At 49.6% G+C, this 20,784-nt stretch carries 18 protein-coding genes and 1 rRNA gene; 13 read left to right on the top strand and 6 right to left on the bottom strand.

The window, feature by feature from the left end; translation table 11 throughout:
* Positions 1 to 191: 191 nt before the first annotated feature.
* The gene (locus tag Psch_RS09450; protein ID WP_243123997.1) at positions 192 to 1,169 is read left to right on the top strand and encodes a biotin--[acetyl-CoA-carboxylase] ligase; all 978 of its coding nucleotides are present in this window, start codon (positions 192 to 194) and stop codon (positions 1,167 to 1,169) included.
* Between the two features lie 403 nt (positions 1,170 to 1,572).
* Positions 1,573 to 2,148: a biotin transporter BioY gene (locus Psch_RS09445; protein WP_190239992.1), complete on the top strand. Its 576-nt coding sequence runs from the start codon at positions 1,573 to 1,575 to the stop codon at positions 2,146 to 2,148.
* An 88-nt stretch (positions 2,149 to 2,236) separates the two neighbouring features.
* On the opposite strand, the gene Psch_RS09440 is transcribed toward Psch_RS09445, so the two are convergent.
* The 6 genes from Psch_RS09440 to Psch_RS09415 all read right to left on the bottom strand — a co-directional run bounded on the left by Psch_RS09440 (position 2,237) and on the right by Psch_RS09415 (position 9,537).
* Positions 2,237 to 2,731: a hypothetical protein gene (locus Psch_RS09440; protein ID WP_190239991.1), complete on the bottom strand. Its 495-nt coding sequence runs from the start codon at positions 2,729 to 2,731 to the stop codon at positions 2,237 to 2,239.
* A 287-nt stretch (positions 2,732 to 3,018) separates the two neighbouring features.
* Positions 3,019 to 6,066 carry a type III restriction-modification system endonuclease gene (locus tag Psch_RS09435; protein WP_190239990.1) on the bottom strand — a complete coding sequence of 1,016 codons (3,048 nt, stop codon included), beginning with the start codon at positions 6,064 to 6,066 and terminating at the stop codon, positions 3,019 to 3,021.
* Positions 6,063 to 7,082 (bottom strand): virulence RhuM family protein, encoded by a 1,020-nt coding sequence (locus tag Psch_RS09430; protein WP_190239989.1) that lies wholly within the window; start codon positions 7,080 to 7,082, stop codon positions 6,063 to 6,065. The genes Psch_RS09435 and Psch_RS09430 overlap by 4 nt, the downstream gene beginning before the upstream one ends.
* 1 nt (position 7,083) lies before the next feature.
* Positions 7,084 to 8,985 carry a site-specific DNA-methyltransferase gene (locus tag Psch_RS09425; protein WP_190239988.1) on the bottom strand — a complete coding sequence of 634 codons (1,902 nt, stop codon included), beginning with the start codon at positions 8,983 to 8,985 and terminating at the stop codon, positions 7,084 to 7,086.
* A gap of 6 nt (positions 8,986 to 8,991) precedes the next feature.
* On the bottom strand, positions 8,992 to 9,285 hold the full coding sequence (locus Psch_RS09420; protein WP_345789064.1) for a phospholipase D-like domain-containing protein: 294 nt from the start codon (positions 9,283 to 9,285) through the stop codon (positions 8,992 to 8,994).
* 30 nt (positions 9,286 to 9,315) lie between these two features.
* Positions 9,316 to 9,537, bottom strand: a complete 222-nt coding sequence (locus Psch_RS09415; RefSeq protein WP_110940270.1) for a helix-turn-helix domain-containing protein — start codon at positions 9,535 to 9,537, stop codon at positions 9,316 to 9,318.
* A 170-nt stretch (positions 9,538 to 9,707) separates the two neighbouring features.
* Here Psch_RS09415 and Psch_RS09410 point away from each other — a divergent pair, with 170 nt between their 5' ends.
* The 11 genes from Psch_RS09410 (at position 9,708) to Psch_RS09360 (ending at position 20,529) form a co-directional block, all read left to right on the top strand.
* On the top strand, positions 9,708 to 10,034 hold the full coding sequence (locus tag Psch_RS09410; protein ID WP_345789063.1) for an AAA family ATPase: 327 nt from the start codon (positions 9,708 to 9,710) through the stop codon (positions 10,032 to 10,034).
* A 41-nt stretch (positions 10,035 to 10,075) separates the two neighbouring features.
* Entirely contained in the window at positions 10,076 to 10,312 is a 237-nt protein-coding gene (locus tag Psch_RS09405) for a Fic family protein (protein WP_190239987.1), read from the top strand.
* 102 nt (positions 10,313 to 10,414) lie between these two features.
* Positions 10,415 to 11,572, top strand: a complete 1,158-nt coding sequence (gene nifS, locus Psch_RS09400) for a cysteine desulfurase NifS (RefSeq protein WP_190239986.1) — start codon at positions 10,415 to 10,417, stop codon at positions 11,570 to 11,572.
* A gap of 210 nt (positions 11,573 to 11,782) precedes the next feature.
* Entirely contained in the window at positions 11,783 to 12,238 is a 456-nt protein-coding gene (locus Psch_RS09395) for an RrF2 family transcriptional regulator (RefSeq protein ID WP_190239985.1), read from the top strand.
* Between the two features lie 80 nt (positions 12,239 to 12,318).
* A complete protein-coding gene (locus tag Psch_RS09390; protein ID WP_190239984.1) occupies positions 12,319 to 13,092 on the top strand; it encodes a type III pantothenate kinase in 774 nt (257 codons plus the stop codon).
* Positions 13,089 to 14,057 (top strand): tRNA dihydrouridine synthase DusB, encoded by a 969-nt coding sequence (dusB, locus tag Psch_RS09385; protein ID WP_190239983.1) that lies wholly within the window; start codon positions 13,089 to 13,091, stop codon positions 14,055 to 14,057. The genes Psch_RS09390 and dusB overlap by 4 nt, the downstream gene beginning before the upstream one ends.
* A 400-nt stretch (positions 14,058 to 14,457) precedes the next feature.
* The gene (locus tag Psch_RS09380) at positions 14,458 to 14,982 is read left to right on the top strand and encodes a helix-turn-helix domain-containing protein (protein ID WP_190239982.1); all 525 of its coding nucleotides are present in this window, start codon (positions 14,458 to 14,460) and stop codon (positions 14,980 to 14,982) included.
* 12 nt (positions 14,983 to 14,994) lie between these two features.
* Positions 14,995 to 16,071: a shikimate dehydrogenase gene (locus Psch_RS09375; RefSeq protein ID WP_190240285.1), complete on the top strand. Its 1,077-nt coding sequence runs from the start codon at positions 14,995 to 14,997 to the stop codon at positions 16,069 to 16,071.
* A gap of 351 nt (positions 16,072 to 16,422) precedes the next feature.
* Positions 16,423 to 16,899 carry a transcription elongation factor GreA gene (gene greA / locus Psch_RS09370; RefSeq protein WP_134217211.1) on the top strand — a complete coding sequence of 159 codons (477 nt, stop codon included), beginning with the start codon at positions 16,423 to 16,425 and terminating at the stop codon, positions 16,897 to 16,899.
* Between the two features lie 20 nt (positions 16,900 to 16,919).
* Positions 16,920 to 18,437, top strand: coding sequence for a lysine--tRNA ligase (gene lysS, locus Psch_RS09365; RefSeq protein WP_190239981.1), 1,518 nt, complete (start codon positions 16,920 to 16,922; stop codon positions 18,435 to 18,437).
* Between the two features lie 555 nt (positions 18,438 to 18,992).
* Positions 18,993 to 20,529: ribosomal RNA gene (locus tag Psch_RS09360) — 16S ribosomal RNA — on the top strand.
* The last annotated feature ends 255 nt before the right edge of the window (positions 20,530 to 20,784 follow it).

Genomic DNA, 20,784 nt, shown 5'->3' with positions numbered 1-20,784 from the left:
GCTGTATGTAGGTTAAACTACATACATGGAGAATTAATGTACACAGGTAATACATCCAGTGCAGGAGCGAACTCATTCGCACATTGCCCTCAGGAATGCGGCATAAGCTACGCCCTACGACAGCTTATATTTTAGCTAAAACATACCCACGTCTCACGACCCACGTCCCACGACTATATGGAGGTATACCATTGAAAGAGGCTGTCTTGCGTTTACTTAAAAAAAATCGCGGCGCGTATGTCTCAGGTGAAGAAATATGCAAAAGCCTGCAGGTTACGCGTACGGCTATTTGGAAGCACATCCAGGCCTTGCGGGAAGACGGTTATGAGATTGAGGCACGGCCGCGAGTCGGCTACCAGTTGACCGGTACGCCTGACCGGCTCAATCCGGAGGAAATCAGGGAAGGACTCTCAACCAGGATTATGGGCCAAAACAAAATATTTTACTACTCCACCATTTCCTCCACCAACAAGATTGCCCAGGAAGAAGGTCAAAGAGGCTGTGCGGAAGGAACGTTGGTGGTAGCCGAGGAACAGACCGGCGGCAGGGGCAGGTTGGGCAGGGTCTGGTCTTCGCCCAGGTACAAGGGAATTTTTTTATCGCTGGTCCTGAGGCCTCTGGTCAACCCTGCCCAGGTTGCCCAGGTAACCATGGTGGCCTCTGTCGCGCTGGCTATGGCGATCAGGACGGAAACCGGGGTTGTGGCAGGCATCAAATGGCCCAATGACCTGCTGGCGCACGGCAAAAAAGTTTGCGGGATCTCAGCTGATTTAAACGCGGAGATGGACCGTGTCAACTACCTGGTCCTGGGGGCGGGCATCAACGCCAACCAGCAGCCGGAGGATTTCCCGGTTGAGCTTAGAGATACTGCTACCTCGCTGAAAATTGAGACCGGTCGCCGGGTAGATCGCGCTAAGTTGACACGCGCCTGCCTGGAATCCTTTGAACACTGGTATACTCTATGGTTGGACGGGGGTTTTGGGACGGTATTGTCATCCTGGAAGGAGATGTCGGTTTCCCTGAACTGTCCTGTGCGCATCCATACTTTAAACAAATCATGGGAAGGCTGGGCGGAGGATATCGACGTGGATGGAGCCCTGCTCCTGCGCCTCCCCAACGGAGAAATGCAAAGGCTGGTGTCAGGGGAGGTGTCGTTAAGGCTGACATAAAAATTTTTATCTTTTAGGTAAACCAATAGATTAAGACAGGTTAACAATATGTGGCGGATATGTCGTAGGTCGTAAGGCGTAAATTTGGACGTGGGACGTGGGTTTGCATGATATTCTCTAGCGAGATACTCATGCCGCTATCGCAGCGCCCGCAGTGGCTGAAAATCAGCGATGCAGGCGCCATTTCAATCGCACAACGGCGCATTAGCGCCGATACTTGGGCATCTACTGAAACTTTTGTGCTAATGAATTCGACCCTACATTTAGGGCCAGTTTGCAAGTTGTTTTGAATTTCGTCATACCAGAAGACCCCAAAGGATTACAGTATATCGCTACGCCCTACGCCTTACGCCCTACGACGTTTACAATTATACCAACTAATTAATTTGGGAGATGAGATTAAATGTCTAAACTATCCGCGCGTGACATTACCATGACTGCCGTATTTGCCGCTCTGGCCGTGGTGGCGGCCATGCTGGTACGCTACGCCGGTTCAGTAGTCCCCTTCAGCCTTATGCCTTTGATGGCTATGCTGGCCGGCGGGCTATTGGGTCCCAAGCTGGGAGCGCTGAGTATGGTTGTATATATCCTGTTGGGTTTAACCGGGGCGCCTGTTTTTGCCACCCCCCCTTTTGGCGGGCCGGCCTATGTACTGCAGCCCACCTTCGGCTTCCTGCCGGGATTTGCCGGGTGTGCCTACGTTATCGGGATACTGCTCAGAAACAAGGAGGAGAGTGGTTTTTTACGCTACTTCCTCTCCATGACCGCAGGCATAGTTGTGTATTACCTGGTCGGTTTGCCCTATCTCTACGCAATTTTAACGTTTTATATAGGCAAAACGGTTTCCGTGGCCCAGGTCTTAACCATTGGCTTTACCCCATTTATAGCCCTGGATTTGGTTAAGGCGGCCATGGCCGCGGTCCTGGCCAGGGCCGTTTCCCGCAGGTTAAAAGCTTACGGCATGGCCGGGAATAAATGATAAGAGCCGAAAAATATCCGGATGGCCTGTCCGGATAGCGCACACAGAGCGCTTCCCCCAAAAAAGCGGGCGGGCTTAAAGGCGCGGTTCAATAGGGAAACTTGTTGAACCGTACCCCAAACCGATACGGAAAAAGCAGAAGAGGCATTATCTCAGCAAACTTTTTTAGAACTTTATCGATATAAACACTGATAGGGCCTGTTCTAAAACCATTCCCAGAAGCCTCACAGTCAATTTCAACTTCATAAATTTCATTGACATTAACTTCGTCTTCAATAAACTCTTCAGTATTTGAAAAATTTACGGCATTTATATCAAACGCACCTTTGCTTAATGAAGCAGATTCATTGACCGAATCTGGATTCCAAAAAAAGTCATGCACTGCAACCAGTTCATTATTGATTACCAGATTGCCCTTATTTTCGCCGGTAACAACTATACCGTACTTATATTTCGGTGATGCTGTTGATACATAATGCACTGTCTGTGTTATAGATACCGCAATAACATATTCAAAACATAAACTCTCGTCCTGATTGAATGCCGTAAAATTATACCGAAAATCATGAGAGCGATTCCACATCCCAATAAAACGTAATTCGTATCCGGGCTTTTTATATAGCCGAAAGCAGCGCCAATTTTTGTGTTGATATTCAAGAAAAAGTCAAATTCGAAGCAGCCAAGAATACCGCTGCCCAACAACCCGATTCCCTCATGAATTAAAAGAAGCGGCAGTGCTGACTGCTTCGATTTATTTATGTTTATCACTATAATCCAGATGAGGAAAGCTAAAAAAAGAATTGCTATAGTGATTATAAGCCTTAACATTGAAACACCTCCCTCACCAAAATCTATAGTTCATGCAGTAAATCAACTTAACACCTTATCCAATAACGCCGCATAACTGTCAACCACGTCATATACAACAGAATCTGTACTAATAGCCTTAAAATGTTCACGGGCACAGTGAATTTTCGCTTTTTCAACCTCGCGAAGCTGCATTGTGGACATGGAGCCTTTTGTCTCGGCAACAAAGTAGATATGCTTCACTTTGCCCTCGTGAAAAGCTATCGCCCAGTCGGGGTTATATTTTCCTACAGGTGTGCTAATAAAAAAGCCTTTCGGCAGCTTTACATAGACCGCCACTTCATTGCTGGTATCAACGCTCTCCGCAAAGGTTCTCTCATTTGAGGAATCATAAAGGATATGGTCATATAGATGCTTCTTCGCGGCCATTGCGTTCACGCCAAGCTGTCCCTTTAATGCTGGCTCGGTAAAAATGGTGGTGTCATAAACAGCATCCAGCTTATTATAAGTGATGTGCTGAATGATGGTCGTTGCTTTTTGCTCGTTAATGATCTGCGCCGCCTTGATGATGAATTCCTCCGGATTATTCGCAAACTGGCCAAAGACAGCCTTTTCTATTCCACGCAGGATGCTTACAACAGCTTTTCTGGTAAGCCCTGTTTCGGTTACTACTTTACCTGTGAGGTCATATTTTACCGCGCTGCTTGCGGAAATTTCAGCTTTGTAAACCTCGTTTTTCTCCTTCACAAAGGCTGACCCCTGTTGCAGTTGTTCCCGTGATTGAATATCGGTCATCGACCCGGTTTCTACCTTGAAAAATATTTTAGATACACGCAGTTCCCGGTTCAGCGCCGATATTGCTTTCTGAATCAATTCATCCTGGTCGAACTCCACCACATATACAGACTTGGCGTTTATATTAGCCCATAACTTCTGGAATTCCGGCAAGCCCAACTTGGATTTGTCAAGCTTCAACTCAACATTGTTTTCCCGTGCGTTCTCAGGCTGCATGGACCGGCTGTCGTAAATAGAATCGAGAATCGCTATTACGGACTCTTTGCAATCGGCGGCTTCTTGGGCGATTTCAAGACTGCCGTTTTTCTTATCCTCATAATATTTATCTGTAAGGATACCTTTCTTTACATATCCGCTGGTGATAAGTCCCTCGTAAATACTCTGGGCAAGGTCGATATCAACAACCTGTTCAGCGCCGCCGGCATCTTTTATTACTTTGTTCTTAAAGAGATCTGCCGTTACCATTCGCGGCCTGTCAGCTACAGCCTCGGCAAGCTCAGTTTGAAGGCCTTTGGCGAAGCTGTCATAGCTTTCGTTGGCGATAACGGTAAGGACATTCACGTTATGGACATCCTCGCCCAGCAGGTTCGTATCCATACGTTCTCCGTTTTGATTTACGGAGAGACGTAAGCCCCGCCCGACTTCCTGGCGCTTGCGGACATCGCTGCCGCTCTGCTTGAGGGTGCATATCTGAAACACATTCGGATTGTCCCATCCCTCGCGGAGAGCAGAGTGCGAGAAAATAAACCTCACCGGCTCCCGGAGGTCCAGCAATCGCTCTTTATTTTTCATAATCAGGTCATAAGCGTCCGCATCGTCGGAGGTGCGCTCCCGCCTGTCGCCCAGCTTGCTGTCAACCATACGCTGGCTCTTTTTGTCTATGGAAAAATATCCCGCATGGGTTTCCTCAGCGGTTATACCGTCAAGATATTTAAAATACGCATCGCCATCACCGATTGCAAGCTGAAGATTGCCGATAACTTGCTTGTATTCTTCCTCGAACATATCGGCATAGAGACCATTAAAGGCTTGCCCTGAAGCGTCGTACTGCTTGTACTTTGCAACTTCATCAATGAAGAAAAGCGACAATACCTTGATGCCTTTATAGAACAACTGCCGTTCCCGTTCGATGTGAGAGAGGACGGTCTCGCGGATTTGGATGCGCCTGAGCTGCTCCTCGCTGACCGCCCCGATAACATCACCGGCAAAGAGCTTGATGCCGTTTGTGAACTCGATGGAGCTGTCTCTTCCGTCAATCCGCAGCACGGTATAACCGTTTTTGTATTCTGCAAGCTCACCGGAATTGGGAAACAGGTTGTACCCCTCGCCGACGGTACGCCGGGTCTTGCGGACACCGCTTGAACCTTTTACATCAAACTCAATGGTAGCAGTAGGGTTGCCCTTGGAGAGGTTGATGCTTTCCAGATATACATATCCTTCGGTTGCCGTGCTGCCCGTAACAGAAATGCCCTTAACGGCAATCTTTTTGACCAGCTTTTTGTTGTAGGCTTCCATTGCGTCCAGGCGGTAAATCATATTATAAACGCTGTCCTTCTTGTGTGTTGCGGAATAGCGCAGCGTAAACAGCGGATTGAATTCTTTCAGGCGCTCCTTTGTGGCAGCGCCTTCCACCGACTGAGGCTCGTCGATAATCAGTATAGGATTGGTTTTTGCAAGGATATCAATGGGCTTGCGGCTTCTGAACTCGTCCAGCTTCATGTAAATACGGCGGGCATCTTTGCCGCGGGCGTTAAATGCCTGCGAATTGATAATCATGACATTGATGGCGCTGTCTGAAGCGAAGCGGTCTATCTCCGTCAGCTGTGCGGAATTGTATATAAAATACCGGATTTTCTTTCCGTATTCCTCCGCAAAATGTTCCTCTGTAATCTGAAAAGATTTATATACGCCCTCGCGTATGGCGACGCTGGGAACAACGACAATGAACTTGCTCCAGCCGTATCGCTTGTTCAGCTCGTACATGGTTTTAATATATGTATAGGTCTTGCCCACGCCGGTTTCCATTTCCACGGTCAGGTTATACCGGCCCTCCAATTGCCTGGAAGGCTCAATCTGGTTGCTGCGCTGGATTCTGTTGATGTTTTCGAGGATAACCCCGTCGTTCAATTCCGGCACGAGCCTGGAGTTGCCGAAACCGGTAAAGCGTTCCGCTTCATCGAAAGATATCTGATCATTTTTTACATAACCCCTGTCCATCATATAGCTGGGCGTGAGGTACGGCTGTCCGGCAAACACATCACATACAGCCTTTGCCGCATCTGCCTGGAATTTTTGATGCTTGAATTTCAGCTTCATTTGTCCTTGCCTCCTTCGCCCTTTAAGTATTTTGCCATCTCTCTATCAAATTGCGAAATATAGTCCCTGTCCTGTCGAACGCGGAACTGCTCGTAGATATCTTCCGCTTTTTTTACAGCATCCTCATGGGAAATCGTACCTTTGCCTTCAAGGACTTTCCGGCGGTTGTTCTTAAGAAAGTTATCCGTTTCACGCAGCCAGTCCGCCATGCTCATCGGCACTTCATCCTCTGCCATTAATTCGGCATAGTCGATAAACATGTTTACAATACGGTTCAGTCGTGAAAGCTCCTTTTCGTTGAGGTAGTTCTTTGCAATAACCACATCCCGTTTGAGAATCTTGCCGTCCGGAGCCGCTTTCCATGTGGTCAGCCCCATTGTCGGATGTTCAAGGCTGACCCGCTCGGCAATCAGCTCGGCAGCGGTCTTTCCGGTTATGGCATAATGGAGCTTGTTCTGCACAAAGGAATAAAACTCCCTTGTCAAGCTGCTGTTTTTGTCATAGTCGTAGCTGCATTGCTCGAACACATCGGCAATCTTCTGGTAGGCTCTCCTTTCGCTGGCGCGTATCTCGCGGATGCGCTCCAGCAGCTCGTCAAAGTAATCCTTGCCGAAAGGCTTGCTGTTCTTCAGCAATTCGTCATTCAGGACAAAGCCTTTTTGAATATATTCGTGCAGCGTTTTGGTCGCCCATTGGCGGAAGCGCGTCGCTTTTTTTGAGTTGACGCGGTAACCAACCGCGATAATCATGTCCAGGCTGTAAAACTGCACTTTACGGCTGACCTCACGTTTGCCTTCGGTTTGAACTATTAAAAAATCCTTAATAGTTGAATCCGCATCCAATTCTTCATCATCCAGAATGTTTTTAATATGGATGTTGATATTCGCTGTCGTTGTTTCAAACAGCTCCGCAATGGCTTTTTGCGTCATCCAAAAGTTTTCGTCTTCAAAGCGCACCGAAACGGTCACGTTGCCGCTTTCCGTCGTATACAAAATGATTTTATCTTCCCGCTTCATATCAGATCACCCTCACACTTGTGTTCGGAGCCAATAATTTAAAAATCTCCTCCACATTGATTTTTTCGGGCGAGCCGGCAAAACTGCTGTCGCGGAACACTGCACGAAGAGGCTGGCGCCTGGCGATTTCCTTGACTACTGCGTCGCTGATTTGCTTATCAAAGCAGGCGATGAGGTCGCCGTCATTGTAGGTATGCACGGTGAAGCCGCCTATTTTCTCCTGCGTGTGAGGCATGGAGAGGGGCAATCCCCAATCCAAAAGGCAGGCATAGAGCAGGTCCATATCGGTGCGGTCGTCTTTGATGTTGTCTTCCATCATTGAAAGCAAGTCCTGGGTATATTCGCTTGCCGCATAGTACACATCTTTCATATTCGTATCGTCCAATTTGAGCACGCGGAAGCCGATGTCAAGGTTTTGAGCTGTCAGCCCGGCTTCATCTTTTATTTTCTCTCCGGCACGCCGGATTCGCTCTTTGCCGATTTCGCAGATGTTTTTATAGCCGGCCTTGGCAGCCTCGCTGCCTTCGGGGCAGGGTTCAGGCAACTGCACCATGATGAATTTGCGCTTGCCGCCGTCCTCGGCGTTGAGTTGCATGACAGCGTGGGCGGTGGTAGCGGAGCCGGAGAAGAAGTCGAGAATAATTGAACTTTCTTCTGGCGCAACAGCGTACTCAATTAAATCACGCAAAAGTAAAACTGGTTTAGGATTACTGAAATCAATCCCTTGCATAATTGCACGGTATTCTTTTGTAGCGACATCAGTAGAATAGCCTGCTCCTGCAAGAACAGATTTGGGACGAATTCGCCGCGCTCCTTCGTCACTCTCATAGTAGTCTTTTTCGTAGATGTTATATTTATTGCCCACCTGTCTGCCATAAAGAAATCCAATGTTCTTTTGTGCTGTTTCTTTTCCCCAACGCCACCGGCCATCAACACCGTTTGATTTAACAGGGAGGGCTTCAACCGAAAAAGAACCTGTTTGTTCGAGTGAAACCTCACCCGTATCAGGATTGACGTAAAAAGGATAGTACATATTAGGCCGCTCACTACGCGTATCCGGACCACCACGTTTTCGCAATTCAAGCAAACGATATTTTCCGTTTGAATCAGTCATATTGTATTCGGCCAATACATTATCGGATAAAGATAATCCGTATTCGTCAAACTCTTGGGATTTGACATACATCAGCATACGTTCGTTTGCTCTGGCAATGTACTTTTTATCATTGCGGCCTTTTAGGTTGTTGACAACACACAAATCTGCGACGAAATTTGATTCCCCGAATACTTCATCGCAGATCTTTCGAAGCTGTGCTATTTCATTATCATCTATACTGATAAAAATAACCCCATCATTCCGCAGCAAATTCCTCGCAAGCAACAGCCTCGGATACATCATGCTGCACCAGTCGGAGTGAAATCGCCCATTGCTTTCAGTATTGCGAAACAGGCGGTCACCATCCTCGTCATATACGCCCGCTTCCTCTTCATACTCGTCTTTATCCCGCGTGAAGTTATCACGGTAAACAAAATCATTGCCCGTATTGTACGGCGGATCTATATAAATAATCTTCACCTTGCCAAGATAGCTCTCCTGCAAGAGCTTGAGCACATCAAGATTGTCACCCTCTATGTAAAGGTTTTCGGTGGTGTCCCAGTTTTTGCTTTCCTCCGGGCATGGGCGCAGCGTCTTGCGAATAGGCCTGCCGGCCTCGGCAATGGCAGCCCTTTTGCCTACCCAGGTAAACTCATATGCTTCATCGCCATATACTTCATCGCCCAGCAGGGAGCGCAGCAGGTCGAAATTTACTTTTCCTTCAGTGACAACACCGGGAAAAAGTTCCGCTATCTTATCAATATTCGCGGCGGTCAGGTTCGCCGATTCAAAACGCATTTTATCCATAATAATTCATCCCCCTATTATTTCATAACACTTCACTTCAAATTCTGTTCCATAAAGGCTGCGCTCACGGTTGAGGCGGGGGATATAAAATTCGCGTTTTTCTTTAGGTGCTTTTTCAGTGACAAAGGCAGGCGATGTGAATATGAAACGAAGCTCGTCAATATTGTCAAATTGTTTTTTCAAAACCTGGTATGCGTATATGGAAAAACAAGCGGCAGCAATTGAAAGGCGGCTGCCCTTTTCGATTGTAACCGCTAAATCATTCTTCACAGTTTTTGTTATATTATCGAAAATTTCCATAGTAGGCTCCTTTATTGGCTATATGTTAATTTATTTTGTGTTGTCCTGCAGGTCCGGAACTAATTCCATAATGTCTCCGAAATCAACGCCGAGAGTGGCACATACTTTAATCAGGACTTCCATGCTGACATTCTCATGATTTGAGAGTTTGGCAATGGTGGTTGAACTTAATCCCGATGCCAATTGCAGATCCTTCTTTTTCATATCTCTATCAATAAGGAGCTTCCATAATTTTTTATAACTTACTCGCATATTCGCCACCCATTTCCTAAGTTTCAACTTATTATACCAAAATTTGCATGCGCTTTACAATATATTTTACGCATTTGTAAAGATTCCGTTTATGTTTATTCGACATTTAAGCAGTTTTATAGAAATATGTGTAGCGATCCCGGCGAAGCAAGACATCTTTTGTTCTGGCGATGATTGCTCTGCTGACAACAGGCAAGCCGCTGCCGGAGGAAAAAGCAGCAGCGAAACCTATCAGAGTAATATACCAGTCGGCAGAGGACGGTCTGGCAGATACCATTAAGCCGAGGCTGGAAGCGTCCGGCGCAGACTGTTCCCGTGTGATGGTCATCGATGAATCGGACAAGGAACTCACTCTGTGCGATGAACGTCTGGAGCAGGCTGTGCAGGAAACCGGCGCAAAGCTGATTGTGCTTGATCCATTACAGGCATATATCGGCGATAACGGAGACATGCACCGAGCTAATAAAGTGCGTCCGGTGTTCAAGCGTCTTACATAGAATCCAATGCAAACGAGCTGTTTGGAAGGCTGAAAAAGGAGATGTATCTAAGCGGCACTCCGGAAAATGAGATGCCCTTCCGCTTATCCTTTTATCTCAGTGAGATCAATGTGATCCACCCGTTTCGGGAAGGCAACGGGCGGGTACAACGGCTTTTTATGCAGTACCTTGCCGAAAACGCGGGATACCAGGTAGACTTTTCGCAGGTTACCGGCAGAGAAATGATCGAGGCCAGCGCGGAAGCGCTTTTTTTACCTCCTTGGTTGACAATACCCTAGTAATGTGATACGGTTTCAGGTGATTGAAATATAAAAAATCTGATATTATTGGGCTAATTCTGCCTTAAAGACTTTAGTCTTAGTATCGGAGGGGGTCGTCCATTGCCCAGGATCTATCTTGACCACAGCGGTACCACACCTGTTGACCGGCGTGTCGCCGATGAGATATACCGCTTCTTAACTGGTGACAACTTCGGCAATCCATCCAGCCACCATTTTTTCGGCTACGCCGCCAAAAAAGCGGTTGAAGAGGCCAGGGAAAAGGTAGCGCATGCCCTCGGCGCCGACCGTGAGGAAATCGTCTTTACCAGCGGGGGGACCGAAGCCGACAACCTGGCCATACACGGGGCAGCTGCTACCAACTTCAAAAAAGGCAACCATATTATTACCAGCGCCGTTGAACATCACGCCGTGCTCAACACCGTAAAGGCGCTGGGCAAGCAGGGCTTTGAGACAACGATTCTGCCCGTTGACCGCTACGGTATGGTCAGTGTGGAAGCAGTAAAGGACGCCATTACCGACAAGACCACCCTGATTACTATCATGCACGCCAACAACGAAGTAGGCTCCATTATGCCTGCGGCTGAAATCGGTAAAATTGCCAGGGAGCGGGGTGTTCTCTTTCACATTGACGCCGTGCAGAGCTTCGGTAAAATACCGGTCGATGTCAACGACCTGAACTGCGACCTGCTGACCATATCCGCTCACAAGATATACGGCCCCAAGGGCATTGGAGCGCTGTATATCCGCAAGGGGACCCGCTGGAAGCAAACGCTGCTGCACGGCGGAGCGCAGGAGCGGCTGCGGCGGGCCGGCACCGAAAACATCCCCGGCATCATCGGCCTGGGCAAGGCGGTTGAACTGGCCGCAGCGGACCAGGCAATAGAAGGCAACCGTCTAAAAGCCCTACGGGACAGGTTGATCAGCGGTGTAACCGGTAGTGTTGAGGAAGTTCAACTTACCGGACACCCTGTGCTGCGACTGCCCAACCATGCCAGCTTTTGTTTTGAACATATTGAGGCCGAGTCCATGCTGCACAACCTGGACCTGAAAGGGATCGCGGCCTCCAGCGGGTCGGCGTGCACTTCGGGTTCCCTGGAGCCGTCACATGTGCTGCTGGCCATGGGTATTCCGCCCCATCTGGCATATGGTTCCCTGCGTTTGACACTGGGACGGGATAATACGGAGGAGGACGTTGAATATTTTCTGGCGACCATTGGCCCGGTCATAGAAGAGTTGCGTTCCGCTTCACCTTTTTAGGCATTACTTGCATGAAGCGGCGCCGGCGGGAGCAATAGCTGCCGCAGGCCGTTGTAAAGGCCTCACGACAAGCTATATATTAAATATATTTTACGCCTTACGACTTACGCCTTACGCCTGTACCTGCAAATTACTACTAAATCCGAACAAAGATGAAACATTTTAAATTGATATACAGCAAGGTCGGGAATGATGACGGAGGGGTGCGACATGAGATTTTCAACCCGGGCCCGTTACGGCCTGAGGGCCATGGTGGAATTTGCCCGGCATTACGAGAGGGGAGAGCCGGTTCCGCTCATTAAGGTGGCCGAAAATCAGGGTATATCGGAAGGATACCTGGAGCAGTTGATGACTTCCCTGAGGAAAGGCGGACTGGTGCGCAGCGTCCGCGGCGCTCAGGGCGGTTACCTGCTGAGTCAAGGACCTGACAAGATAACGGCTTGGGACATCATCCGGCTCGTAGAGGGGCCGCTGGACCTAACCGAATGCGTTAACGAGGATGAGCAGGTATTATGCGACTGGTCGAATACCTGCGTAACACGTGTTTTGTGGCAAAGGGTGCGGGACTCTTTGAGAGACGTGCTTACTCAGATCAACCTGGCTGATTTGTGCGACGATGCGGAGCGCATACGCCGTTCTAAAGAGGCGGATATGTATTATATTTGATATTTGCGCCTGGAGCTTCTTGCGCCGCAGCCGGGCTCTCTGCTAAAATTGGTTAAGATGTACCGGGGAGGGGGACAGGTATGGTCCTGGTTTTTGATGTGGGTAATACCAATATTGTTTTGGGTGTCTATAAGGATCGTGAACTCGTAGCAAACTGGCGGCTGTCCACTAACCGCCATCGCACCTCGGACGAGTACGGGGTTATGCTCAAAGAGCTGTTTGACATCGCAGGGCTGGAAATGAAATCGATCCACGCCATGGTTATTTCCACCGTGGTGCCTCCTCTGACCTATACCCTGGAAAAAATGTGCCGGAAATTTTTCAACATAAGCCCCCTGGTGGTAGGGCCGGGCATTAAGACCGGCCTTCCGGTGAAATACGAAAACCCCAGGGAAGTGGGCGCCGACCGCATTGTCAATGCCGTGGCGGGGATTGAAAAATACGGATGCCCTTTGATTATCGTCGACTTCGGGACGGCCACGACCTTCTGCGCCATTAACGCCAGGGGGGAATACCTGGGTGGAGCTATAGCGCCAGGTATCGGCATTTCAACGGAAGCCCTCTTTGCCAGAGCCGCCAAACTACCCCGGGTAGAAATAGCAAAGCCGTCGGCTTTAATTGGCAGAAACACCGTCAGCAGCATGCAGGCCGGCATATATTACGGTTTTGTCGGCCAGGTCGACGAGATTACCAGACGGATGAAAAAGGAACTTGGTGAAAATAGTATGGTTATTGCTACCGGGGGGTTGGCTCCACTCATTGCCGAGTCCAGCGCAACCATTGAAAAAGTAGATGCTTTCCTGACCCTGACCGGCTTGCTCTTAATTTATGAGAGGAATTTGACAACGCGGTGAAAATCGGTTCCGTTCAACTGGAGAACCCGGTTATATCGGCGCCAATGGCAGGTATTACCGACAAAGCTTATCGCACCTTAGCTAAAGAGGCTGGTTGCGGCCTGGTCTGCACCGAAATGGTGAGTGACCAGGCGCTTTTGTATGGAAACGTTAAAACCGGCGCCATCCTTAATATTGACGGGGAGTCCAGGCCGGTAAGCATTCAGATATTCGGCTCCGAGCCCGCCTATATGGCCGGCGCCGCGGAAATCGTTGAGAGTTGCGGGGCCTCTTTGATAGATATCAACATGGGTTGCCCGACACCCAAAATCGTCCGGAACGGAGAAGGCTCCGCCCTGATGAAGGACGTAGAAAAGGCTGCGAAAATTGTCAAGTCGGTGGTAGATAGAGTGCAAGTCCCTGTTACCGTTAAAATGCGCAAGGGCTGGGACGAAAAGTCCGTTAACGCGGTGGAACTGGCGCGGGCGGTGGTTGACGCGGGGGCCGCGGCAGTAACCGTACACGGGCGGACCCGTTCCCAGTTCTACAGCGGAAAGGCCGACTGGGGAGCAATTGCCGCGGTTAAAAAGGCAGTCAAGGTCCCGGTTATCGGCAACGGGGACATTTGGTCCCCGCTAGATGCCCTGGCCATGATGGAAGAGACAGGGTGCGACGCGGTTATGATCGGCCGGGCCGCCCTCGGCAATCCCTGGATGTTCTCGCGCACTGTGCACTTTTTAAAATACGGCGAGCTGCTGCCCGAGCCAAAACCTGAAGAGAAGGTCGCCATGGCGCAGAGGCACTTGGACCTTCTCGTCCAGTCCAAGGGGGAGAGGGTGGCGGTCTGGGAGATGCGCAAGCACGCTGCCTGGTATACACGAGGAATGCGCGGTTCAGCCAGGTTGAGAGATTTGATAAATAAGGCCGGGTCCCGGGAGGAAATCAGCAGTATTCTTGGCTTGTTCGAGGAAAATGTCGATAATTAAAGAATTATTTTCAAAATAAGAGATAAAATTTTCGTCAGCCCTTGCGAGAGGGCTTATTTTTCTGTTAAAATCTAGTATGTACACAATTTTGTGCACATGAATATACCCGGGACGAATATATTATTATTAGTCCTAACCTTAAATATGCTCCCACGTACGGAGCAATACTACGCACATGACCCCATAATAGTACGTATAAACAAGCCTCTGTTGCGCCATGCAAGTGCGATTGAAATCGCACCTACATTACTAGGTACTTATGCCCTGCTGGTGACGCGATAGCGGTATGTGGAATACCCCTAAAGCAAAGTATGCCTGACAAATCCTCTTACCCAAGAGAAATGCAGCATATACCGACGTCCGACATCGGACGACTGACGACCGAAATAGGTGATAAGCTTTGGATTTAATCCGTTTGGGAGAGAAAATACTCAGCCGGCGCAAGATTGACCAGGCTGTGAGTGAAATCCTCATCATGAGGGCAAAGGGTCTATCACAGACTGAGGTGGCAACCCGCCTGGGGGTGGACCGGACCCTTGTATCCCGTCTTGAGAGTCTGGGCGAAATCAGGAAGGGCCGCAGCCTGGCCGTGGTTGGCTTTCCAATTTTAAACAAAGAGGAAGTCCGTGAGGCGCTGGAAGGGGAAGGTGTAGATCTTATCTTTCTCATGTCGGAAAAGGAGCGCTGGGAGTATCTAAGAGATAAGAGCGGGTTAACCCTTTTTGACTCAATCATGGAAACAATAGCTATGCTCCATTCCTTTGACCAGGTTGTGATGATCGGCTCCAACAAAAGGATCAAGATTATCGAAGCGGTACTGGACAAGGAAGTGGTGGGCTTTGAGATTGGCGAGTCGCCCATCCAGGAAGATAAGTATGTTGAAACAGAAAAAATAATTGAACTGGTTCGGGCAATTAAAGGATAGGAGGGGACCCACCTGCAGAACTTCGCTTTTATGATTCACCCTATGCACGCGGGAGATGTCAGCAGAAAATTTAAATTTGCCAGGTTTGTTCCCGACCGGGTTATTGAACGGGCATTTGCCATGCTCCCGTCGATGAATGTAGCCCATATCACAGGTGTACGCTCTTCTTTGGCTGAAACGGAAGGCTGGTTCATCGCCTGTCCCCTCACAGCAGACCTGATGATGAGACTTCCCCAGGCATATGTGTTAAAAAAGATTATCCAGGGGGGGCGCGTAGCGGAAAAACTGGGCGCCAAGATCCTGGGTCTGGGCGCTTTCACCAAGGTGGTGGGAGACGCCGGCGTGACAGTGGCCAAAGAGCTGAAGATACCGGTTACTACCGGGAACAGCTACACCGTAGCTACGGCCATTGAGTCCACCAGGTCGGCGGCTCAAGCCATGGGCCATGATTTAAAAAGCTCTAACGTGGTAATTCTGGGGGCCACCGGCGCTATCGGCCGGATTTGCGCCCTGATCCTGGCCAGGGATGCCAAAAGCATGACCCTGGTGGCCAGGAATGAGCGCAAGCTGGAGGAACTGGCCGGTAAAATCCTTTACGACACGGGCCTGGCGGTGAAGGTGACCTCGGATACCGGGAAAGCTCTCCGCTCCGCCGATGTTATCATTACGGTAACCAGCTCTATTGACACGGTAATCGAGCCGGAGGACCTCAAGCCCGGAGCGGTGGTCTGCGACGTGGCCAGACCGCGTGATGTCTCGGCGCGGGTGGCCGAACTCAGGGATGATGTCCTGGTCATAGAGGGTGGTGTAGTTGAGATTCCCGGAGATGTGGAGTTCAACCTCAACTTTGGTTTTCCACCCCGCACGGCCTACGCCTGTATGGCCGAGACCATGATTTTGTCTCTTGAAAAGCGTTATGAGAGCTATACCCTGGGCCGTGAACTTACGATCGAGCAGGTTGAAGAAATTGATGTCTTAGCCAGGAAACACGGGTTTAAACTGGGCGGCTTTCGCAGCTTTGGCCGGGCCATGACCAACCAGGAAATAGAACAAATTAAACAGCGTGCCGGGCAAAATAAATTCATATAGAGCGAGATGGCCTTGACAAAGCAGGTCTGTCTTTTTATAATGTTTAGGAAAAGGCTCCAGGGGGGTCCCCAATATAAACTGTTTTTTCTAGCAATGGTTTTTCATTGTTTTTATTTTTATATCGATGCCGGAATAGGTCGGACAAAATTAACACAGAACCCGGACACACTTGGGCCACGGGGATTGGGGTAGTGGGTATTTGTCCCGGTACATAGCAAGCACTGCAGGATATTTTCTTTTGCAGTGCTTTGAGTGTAGTATAGGCCTTTTTGTATGGTATCGCATAAATAAAGGGTTTAAACATATATTTGTTTTATCATGCCTTAATACATGAATAAGGAGATAATGTTTATGAAGGAAAAGGAAGTTATCCTCACGGTGGAAGGTCTTAAAAAACTGGAGGATGAACTGGAACAGCTCAAATCAGTAAAGAGGAGAGAGGTTGCCGAGAGGATTAAACAGGCCATTGGCTTCGGGGACATCAGCGAGAATTCAGAGTACGAGGACGCCAAAAATGAGCAGGCGTTCATCGAAGGCAGCATACTGACCCTGGAGAAAATGCTGCGCAACGCGAAAATTATCGATGATGAAAACCTGGATACCCGAGTGGTATCGATCGGGTCCACTGTGCTTTTAAAAGACCTTGAGAGTGGGGACGAATTTACCTATACCATCGTCGGTTCAGTTGAGGCCAATCCCGGCGCCAATAAAATATCAAACGAGTCTCCGGTCGGCAAGGCCATCCTGGGACAACCCAAAGACCATATCGTAGAGGTTAGCGTACCGGCAGGTCAGTTGAAATACCAAATTGTGGACATTTTGCGTTAGGAACCGGGGGATTTTTAGATATGTCGGAACAAAAAAAGGATATGTGTGAGGCGCTTGAGAAACCGGAAGAGGATTTGAATGAATTAATGCAGGTACGCCGTGAGAAACTTGCCGAGATCCGCGCCAAAGGCATAGAACCTTATGGCGGCCGTTTCATACGCACGCACCAGGCAGGCGAGATCCTCGACCATTTTGCTGAGTTTGAAGACCAGAGTGTAGTTTTGGCGGGACGTATTATGTCCCGGCGGGGTATGGGCAAGGCCACGTTTGCCCACATCCAGGACGGCTCCAGAAAAATACAGGTATATCTGCGATTAAATGATATCGGGCCGGAAGCTTACGAGCTTTTCGGCAAGCTGGACATTGGCGATATTATCGGAGTGAGCGGCAAGGTCTTCAAGACGCGTATGGGCGAGATTACTATAGCAGTGGCGCAATTTACGCTATTGTCCAAGTCATTAAGGCCGTTGCCGGAGAAATGGCACGGCTTAAAGGATGTCGACCTGCGCTACCGGCAGCGTTACGTTGACCTGATTGTAAATCCAGACGTAAAAGAAGTTTTCGAAGCCAGGAGTAAAATCATCCGGGCTATACGCGTTTTTATGGACCGCAAGGGTTTCCTGGAAGTTGAGACCCCGATGATGCAGACGATCGCCGGGGGAGCGGAGGCGCGGCCTTTTATAACGCACCACAACGCGCTGGACATCAACCTGTACTTGCGGATCGCTCCCGAATTATACTTAAAGCGCCTGCTGGTGGGGGGATTTGAAAAAGTCTACGAAATAAACCGCAACTTCCGCAACGAGGGCATTTCGACCAAGCATAATCCCGAGTTTACCATGCTCGAACTCTACCAGGCCTACGCCGATTACCACGTCATGATGGACCTTGCCGAAGAGCTGGTCTCAACTGTTGCCGCAGAGGTTATGGGAACAACAAAGGTTGAGTACGAGGGCACGGCCATCGACCTGTCTCCGGGGTGGACAAGGATGCCCATGCTTGAAGCAGTTAAGCTGCACTCCGGGCTGGATTTCCATATGATTAAGGATGACGCGGAGGCGCGCAGCGCGGCGAAACAGGCCCGGTTGGGAATAGAACTGGACGGGACGGACACCTGGGGTTCGGTACTGAACAAGGTCTTCGATGAGGTCGTTGAGCCCAAGCTGATCCAGCCCACCTTTATTATGGACTATCCTGTCGAGATATCTCCACTGGCCAAACGCAAGGCGGAAAACCCGGATTTGACCGATCGCTTTGAGCTGTTTATCTATGGCCGCGAGATGGCCAACGCTTTTTCCGAGCTAAACGACCCCATTGACCAAAAAGGCAGGTTTTTAAAACAGGTTGAGAAGCGCAAAGCCGGTGATGATGAGGCGCATATGATGGACGAAGACTACATAAATGCTCTGGAATACGGGATGCCCCCGGCAGGCGGCATGGGCATAGGGATCGACAGGTTGGTGATGCTGTTGACCAATTCATCCTCCATACGCGACGTTTTGCTGTTCCCGCTGATGAAACCACGCGAGCAAGCATAGTTGAAAATTTTTGTATCATTCCCGGACGTACTTGCTTCCGGGAATGTTTTATTTGCGGCTACAATTTAAGCTCAATCAACTTGACAAAAGACACATAAACATGATAATATTAGAATCCGGGACAGCAAATATCCGTCGTTTTTAAGACACAAGGGTACGAACCCGGCCAGAAAATACCAGTTGACACGGGGCCGGCAGAAATGATAGGATAACACTTGCGTCGCGCTAAAGGGCGACACGGTCTTTGAAAACTAAACAGTGCATGGATGGAAATGAGACGTGGGATGTGAGACGTGAGACGTGGGAATGAATGACAGACTCAAGGGTCCAGGACCCAAGAGGAAGCCGGGAGTTCACACGACAAGCGAACTACAAACCATGACTCAAACACATGACTCTCGTCAAGTGAAAACTAACGAGCAGTATTCCAAAACAACGACGTGTAGAGTGAGAAATGAAACGTGAGAAAGGGACCCGGAAGGAATGCCTGAATCCCACGTTCCACGACTCACGACACACGACTAAATTAACGAGCGAGATCAAATTTTTCAGATATAGATGGAGAGTTTGATCCTGGCTCAGGACGAACGCTGGCGGCGTGCTTAACACATGCAAGTCGAACGGAGGTTTGAGAGGAAGCTTGCGAATCTCAAACTTTAGTGGCGGACGGGTGAGTAACGCGTGGATAACCTGCCTTAACGACCGGGATAACGCCGGGAAACTGGCGCTAATACCGGATACGCTCAAGGGAACACATGTTTTTTTGAGGAAAGGAGCAATCCGCATTAAGATGGGTCCGCGTCCCATTAGCTGGTTGGAGGTGTAAGAGACCCCCAAGGCGACGATGGGTAGCCGGCCTGAGAGGGTGGACGGCCACACTGGAACTGAGACACGGTCCAGACTCCTACGGGAGGCAGCAGTGGGGAATCTTCCGCAATGGGCGAAAGCCTGACGGAGCAACGCCGCGTGGATGAAGAAGGCCTTCGGGTTGTAAAATTCTGTCTTCAGGGAAGAAAAAAATGACGGTACCTGAGGAGGAAGCCCCGGCTAACTACGTGCCAGCAGCCGCGGTAAAACGTAGGGGGCGAGCGTTGTCCGGAATTACTGGGCGTAAAGGGCGCGTAGGCGGTTTACTAAGTCTTATGGTGAAAACTATCGGCTCAACCGGTAGCGTGCCTGAGAAACTGGTAGACTTGAGGGCAGGAGAGGGGAGTGGAATTCCCAGTGTAGCGGTGAAATGCGTAGATATTGGGAGGAACACCAGTGGCGAAGGCGGCTCTCTGGCCTGTTACTGACGCTGAGGCGCGAAAGCGTGGGGAGCGAACGGGATTAGATACCCCGGTAGTCCACGCCGTAAACGATGGGTGCTAGGTGTAGGAGGTATCGACCCCTTCTGTGCCGTAGTTAACACAATAAGCACCCCGCCTGGGGAGTACGGCCGCAAGGTTGAAACTCAAAGGAATTGACGGGGGCCCGCACAAGCGGTGGAGCATGTGGTTTAATTCGACGCAACGCGAAGAACCTTACCAGGGTTTGACATCCCCTGATGACTGTGGAAACACAGAGTTTTGCCTTCGGGTAAACAGGGAGACAGGTGGTGCATGGTTGTCGTCAGCTCGTGTCGTGAGATGTTGGGTTAAGTCCCGCAACGAGCGCAACCCCTACGTTTAGTTGCTAACGCGTGAAGGCGAGCACTCTAGAGGAACTGCCGTTGACAAAACGGAGGAAGGTGGGGATGACGTCAAATCATCATGCCCCTTATGTCCTGGGCTACACACGTGCTACAATGGCCGGTACAAAGGGAAGCGAAGCCGCGAGGCGGAGCAAATCCCAAAAAGCCGGTCTCAGTTCGGATTGCAGGCTGCAATTCGCCTGCATGAAGTCGGAATCGCTAGTAATCGCAGGTCAGCATACTGCGGTGAATACGTTCCCGGGCCTTGTACACACCGCCCGTCACACCACGAAAGCTGACAACACCCGAAGCCGGTGAGCTAACCTTAACAGGAGGCAGCCGTCGAAGGTGGGGTTGGTGATTGGGGTGAAGTCGTAACAAGGTAGCCGTATCGGAAGGTGCGGCTGGATCACCTCCTTTCTAAGGAGAAGATATCAGTAGCGGGTAGTGAGTAGTCAGTAGTTAGATTTTAAGAATTTGCGAAAGCAAATTCCGACGAATAATCCGACAACTGATAACAGACAACCTACAACTGAATAATACTCCAGGTCGACCATCCATCAATTCAGTAGTTCGTAGTGAGTAGTCAGTAGTGGGAGATGAGAAGGAATTTGCCTGCGGCAAATTCCAACGGACAATCCGACAACCGACAACAGACAACAGACTACCGAATGC

Source organism: Pelotomaculum schinkii, from assembly GCF_004369205.1.
Lineage (GTDB): Bacteria > Bacillota > Desulfotomaculia > Desulfotomaculales > Pelotomaculaceae > Pelotomaculum_C > Pelotomaculum_C schinkii.
This window is presented reverse-complemented; position numbering and strand designations above follow the sequence as displayed.

Excerpts from the sequence above, each read along its gene's own strand:
- Psch_RS09445 (WP_190239992.1), top strand. The coding sequence starts at position 1,573 with ATGTCTAAACTATCCGCGCGTGACATTACCATGACTGCCGTATTTGCC.
- Psch_RS09440 (WP_190239991.1), bottom strand. The coding sequence starts at position 2,731 with ATGTGGAATCGCTCTCATGATTTTCGGTATAATTTTACGGCATTCAAT.
- Psch_RS09435 (WP_190239990.1), bottom strand. The coding sequence starts at position 6,066 with ATGAAGCTGAAATTCAAGCATCAAAAATTCCAGGCAGATGCGGCAAAG.
- Psch_RS09430 (WP_190239989.1), bottom strand. The coding sequence starts at position 7,082 with ATGAAGCGGGAAGATAAAATCATTTTGTATACGACGGAAAGCGGCAAC.
- Psch_RS09425 (WP_190239988.1), bottom strand. The coding sequence starts at position 8,985 with ATGGATAAAATGCGTTTTGAATCGGCGAACCTGACCGCCGCGAATATT.
- Psch_RS09420 (WP_345789064.1), bottom strand. The coding sequence starts at position 9,285 with ATGGAAATTTTCGATAATATAACAAAAACTGTGAAGAATGATTTAGCG.
- Psch_RS09415 (WP_110940270.1), bottom strand. The coding sequence starts at position 9,537 with ATGCGAGTAAGTTATAAAAAATTATGGAAGCTCCTTATTGATAGAGAT.
- Psch_RS09410 (WP_345789063.1), top strand. The coding sequence starts at position 9,708 with ATGATTGCTCTGCTGACAACAGGCAAGCCGCTGCCGGAGGAAAAAGCA.
- Psch_RS09405 (WP_190239987.1), top strand. The coding sequence starts at position 10,076 with ATGTATCTAAGCGGCACTCCGGAAAATGAGATGCCCTTCCGCTTATCC.
- Psch_RS09395 (WP_190239985.1), top strand. The coding sequence starts at position 11,783 with ATGAGATTTTCAACCCGGGCCCGTTACGGCCTGAGGGCCATGGTGGAA.
- Psch_RS09390 (WP_190239984.1), top strand. The coding sequence starts at position 12,319 with ATGGTCCTGGTTTTTGATGTGGGTAATACCAATATTGTTTTGGGTGTC.
- greA (WP_134217211.1), top strand. The coding sequence starts at position 16,423 with ATGAAGGAAAAGGAAGTTATCCTCACGGTGGAAGGTCTTAAAAAACTG.
- lysS (WP_190239981.1), top strand. The coding sequence starts at position 16,920 with ATGTCGGAACAAAAAAAGGATATGTGTGAGGCGCTTGAGAAACCGGAA.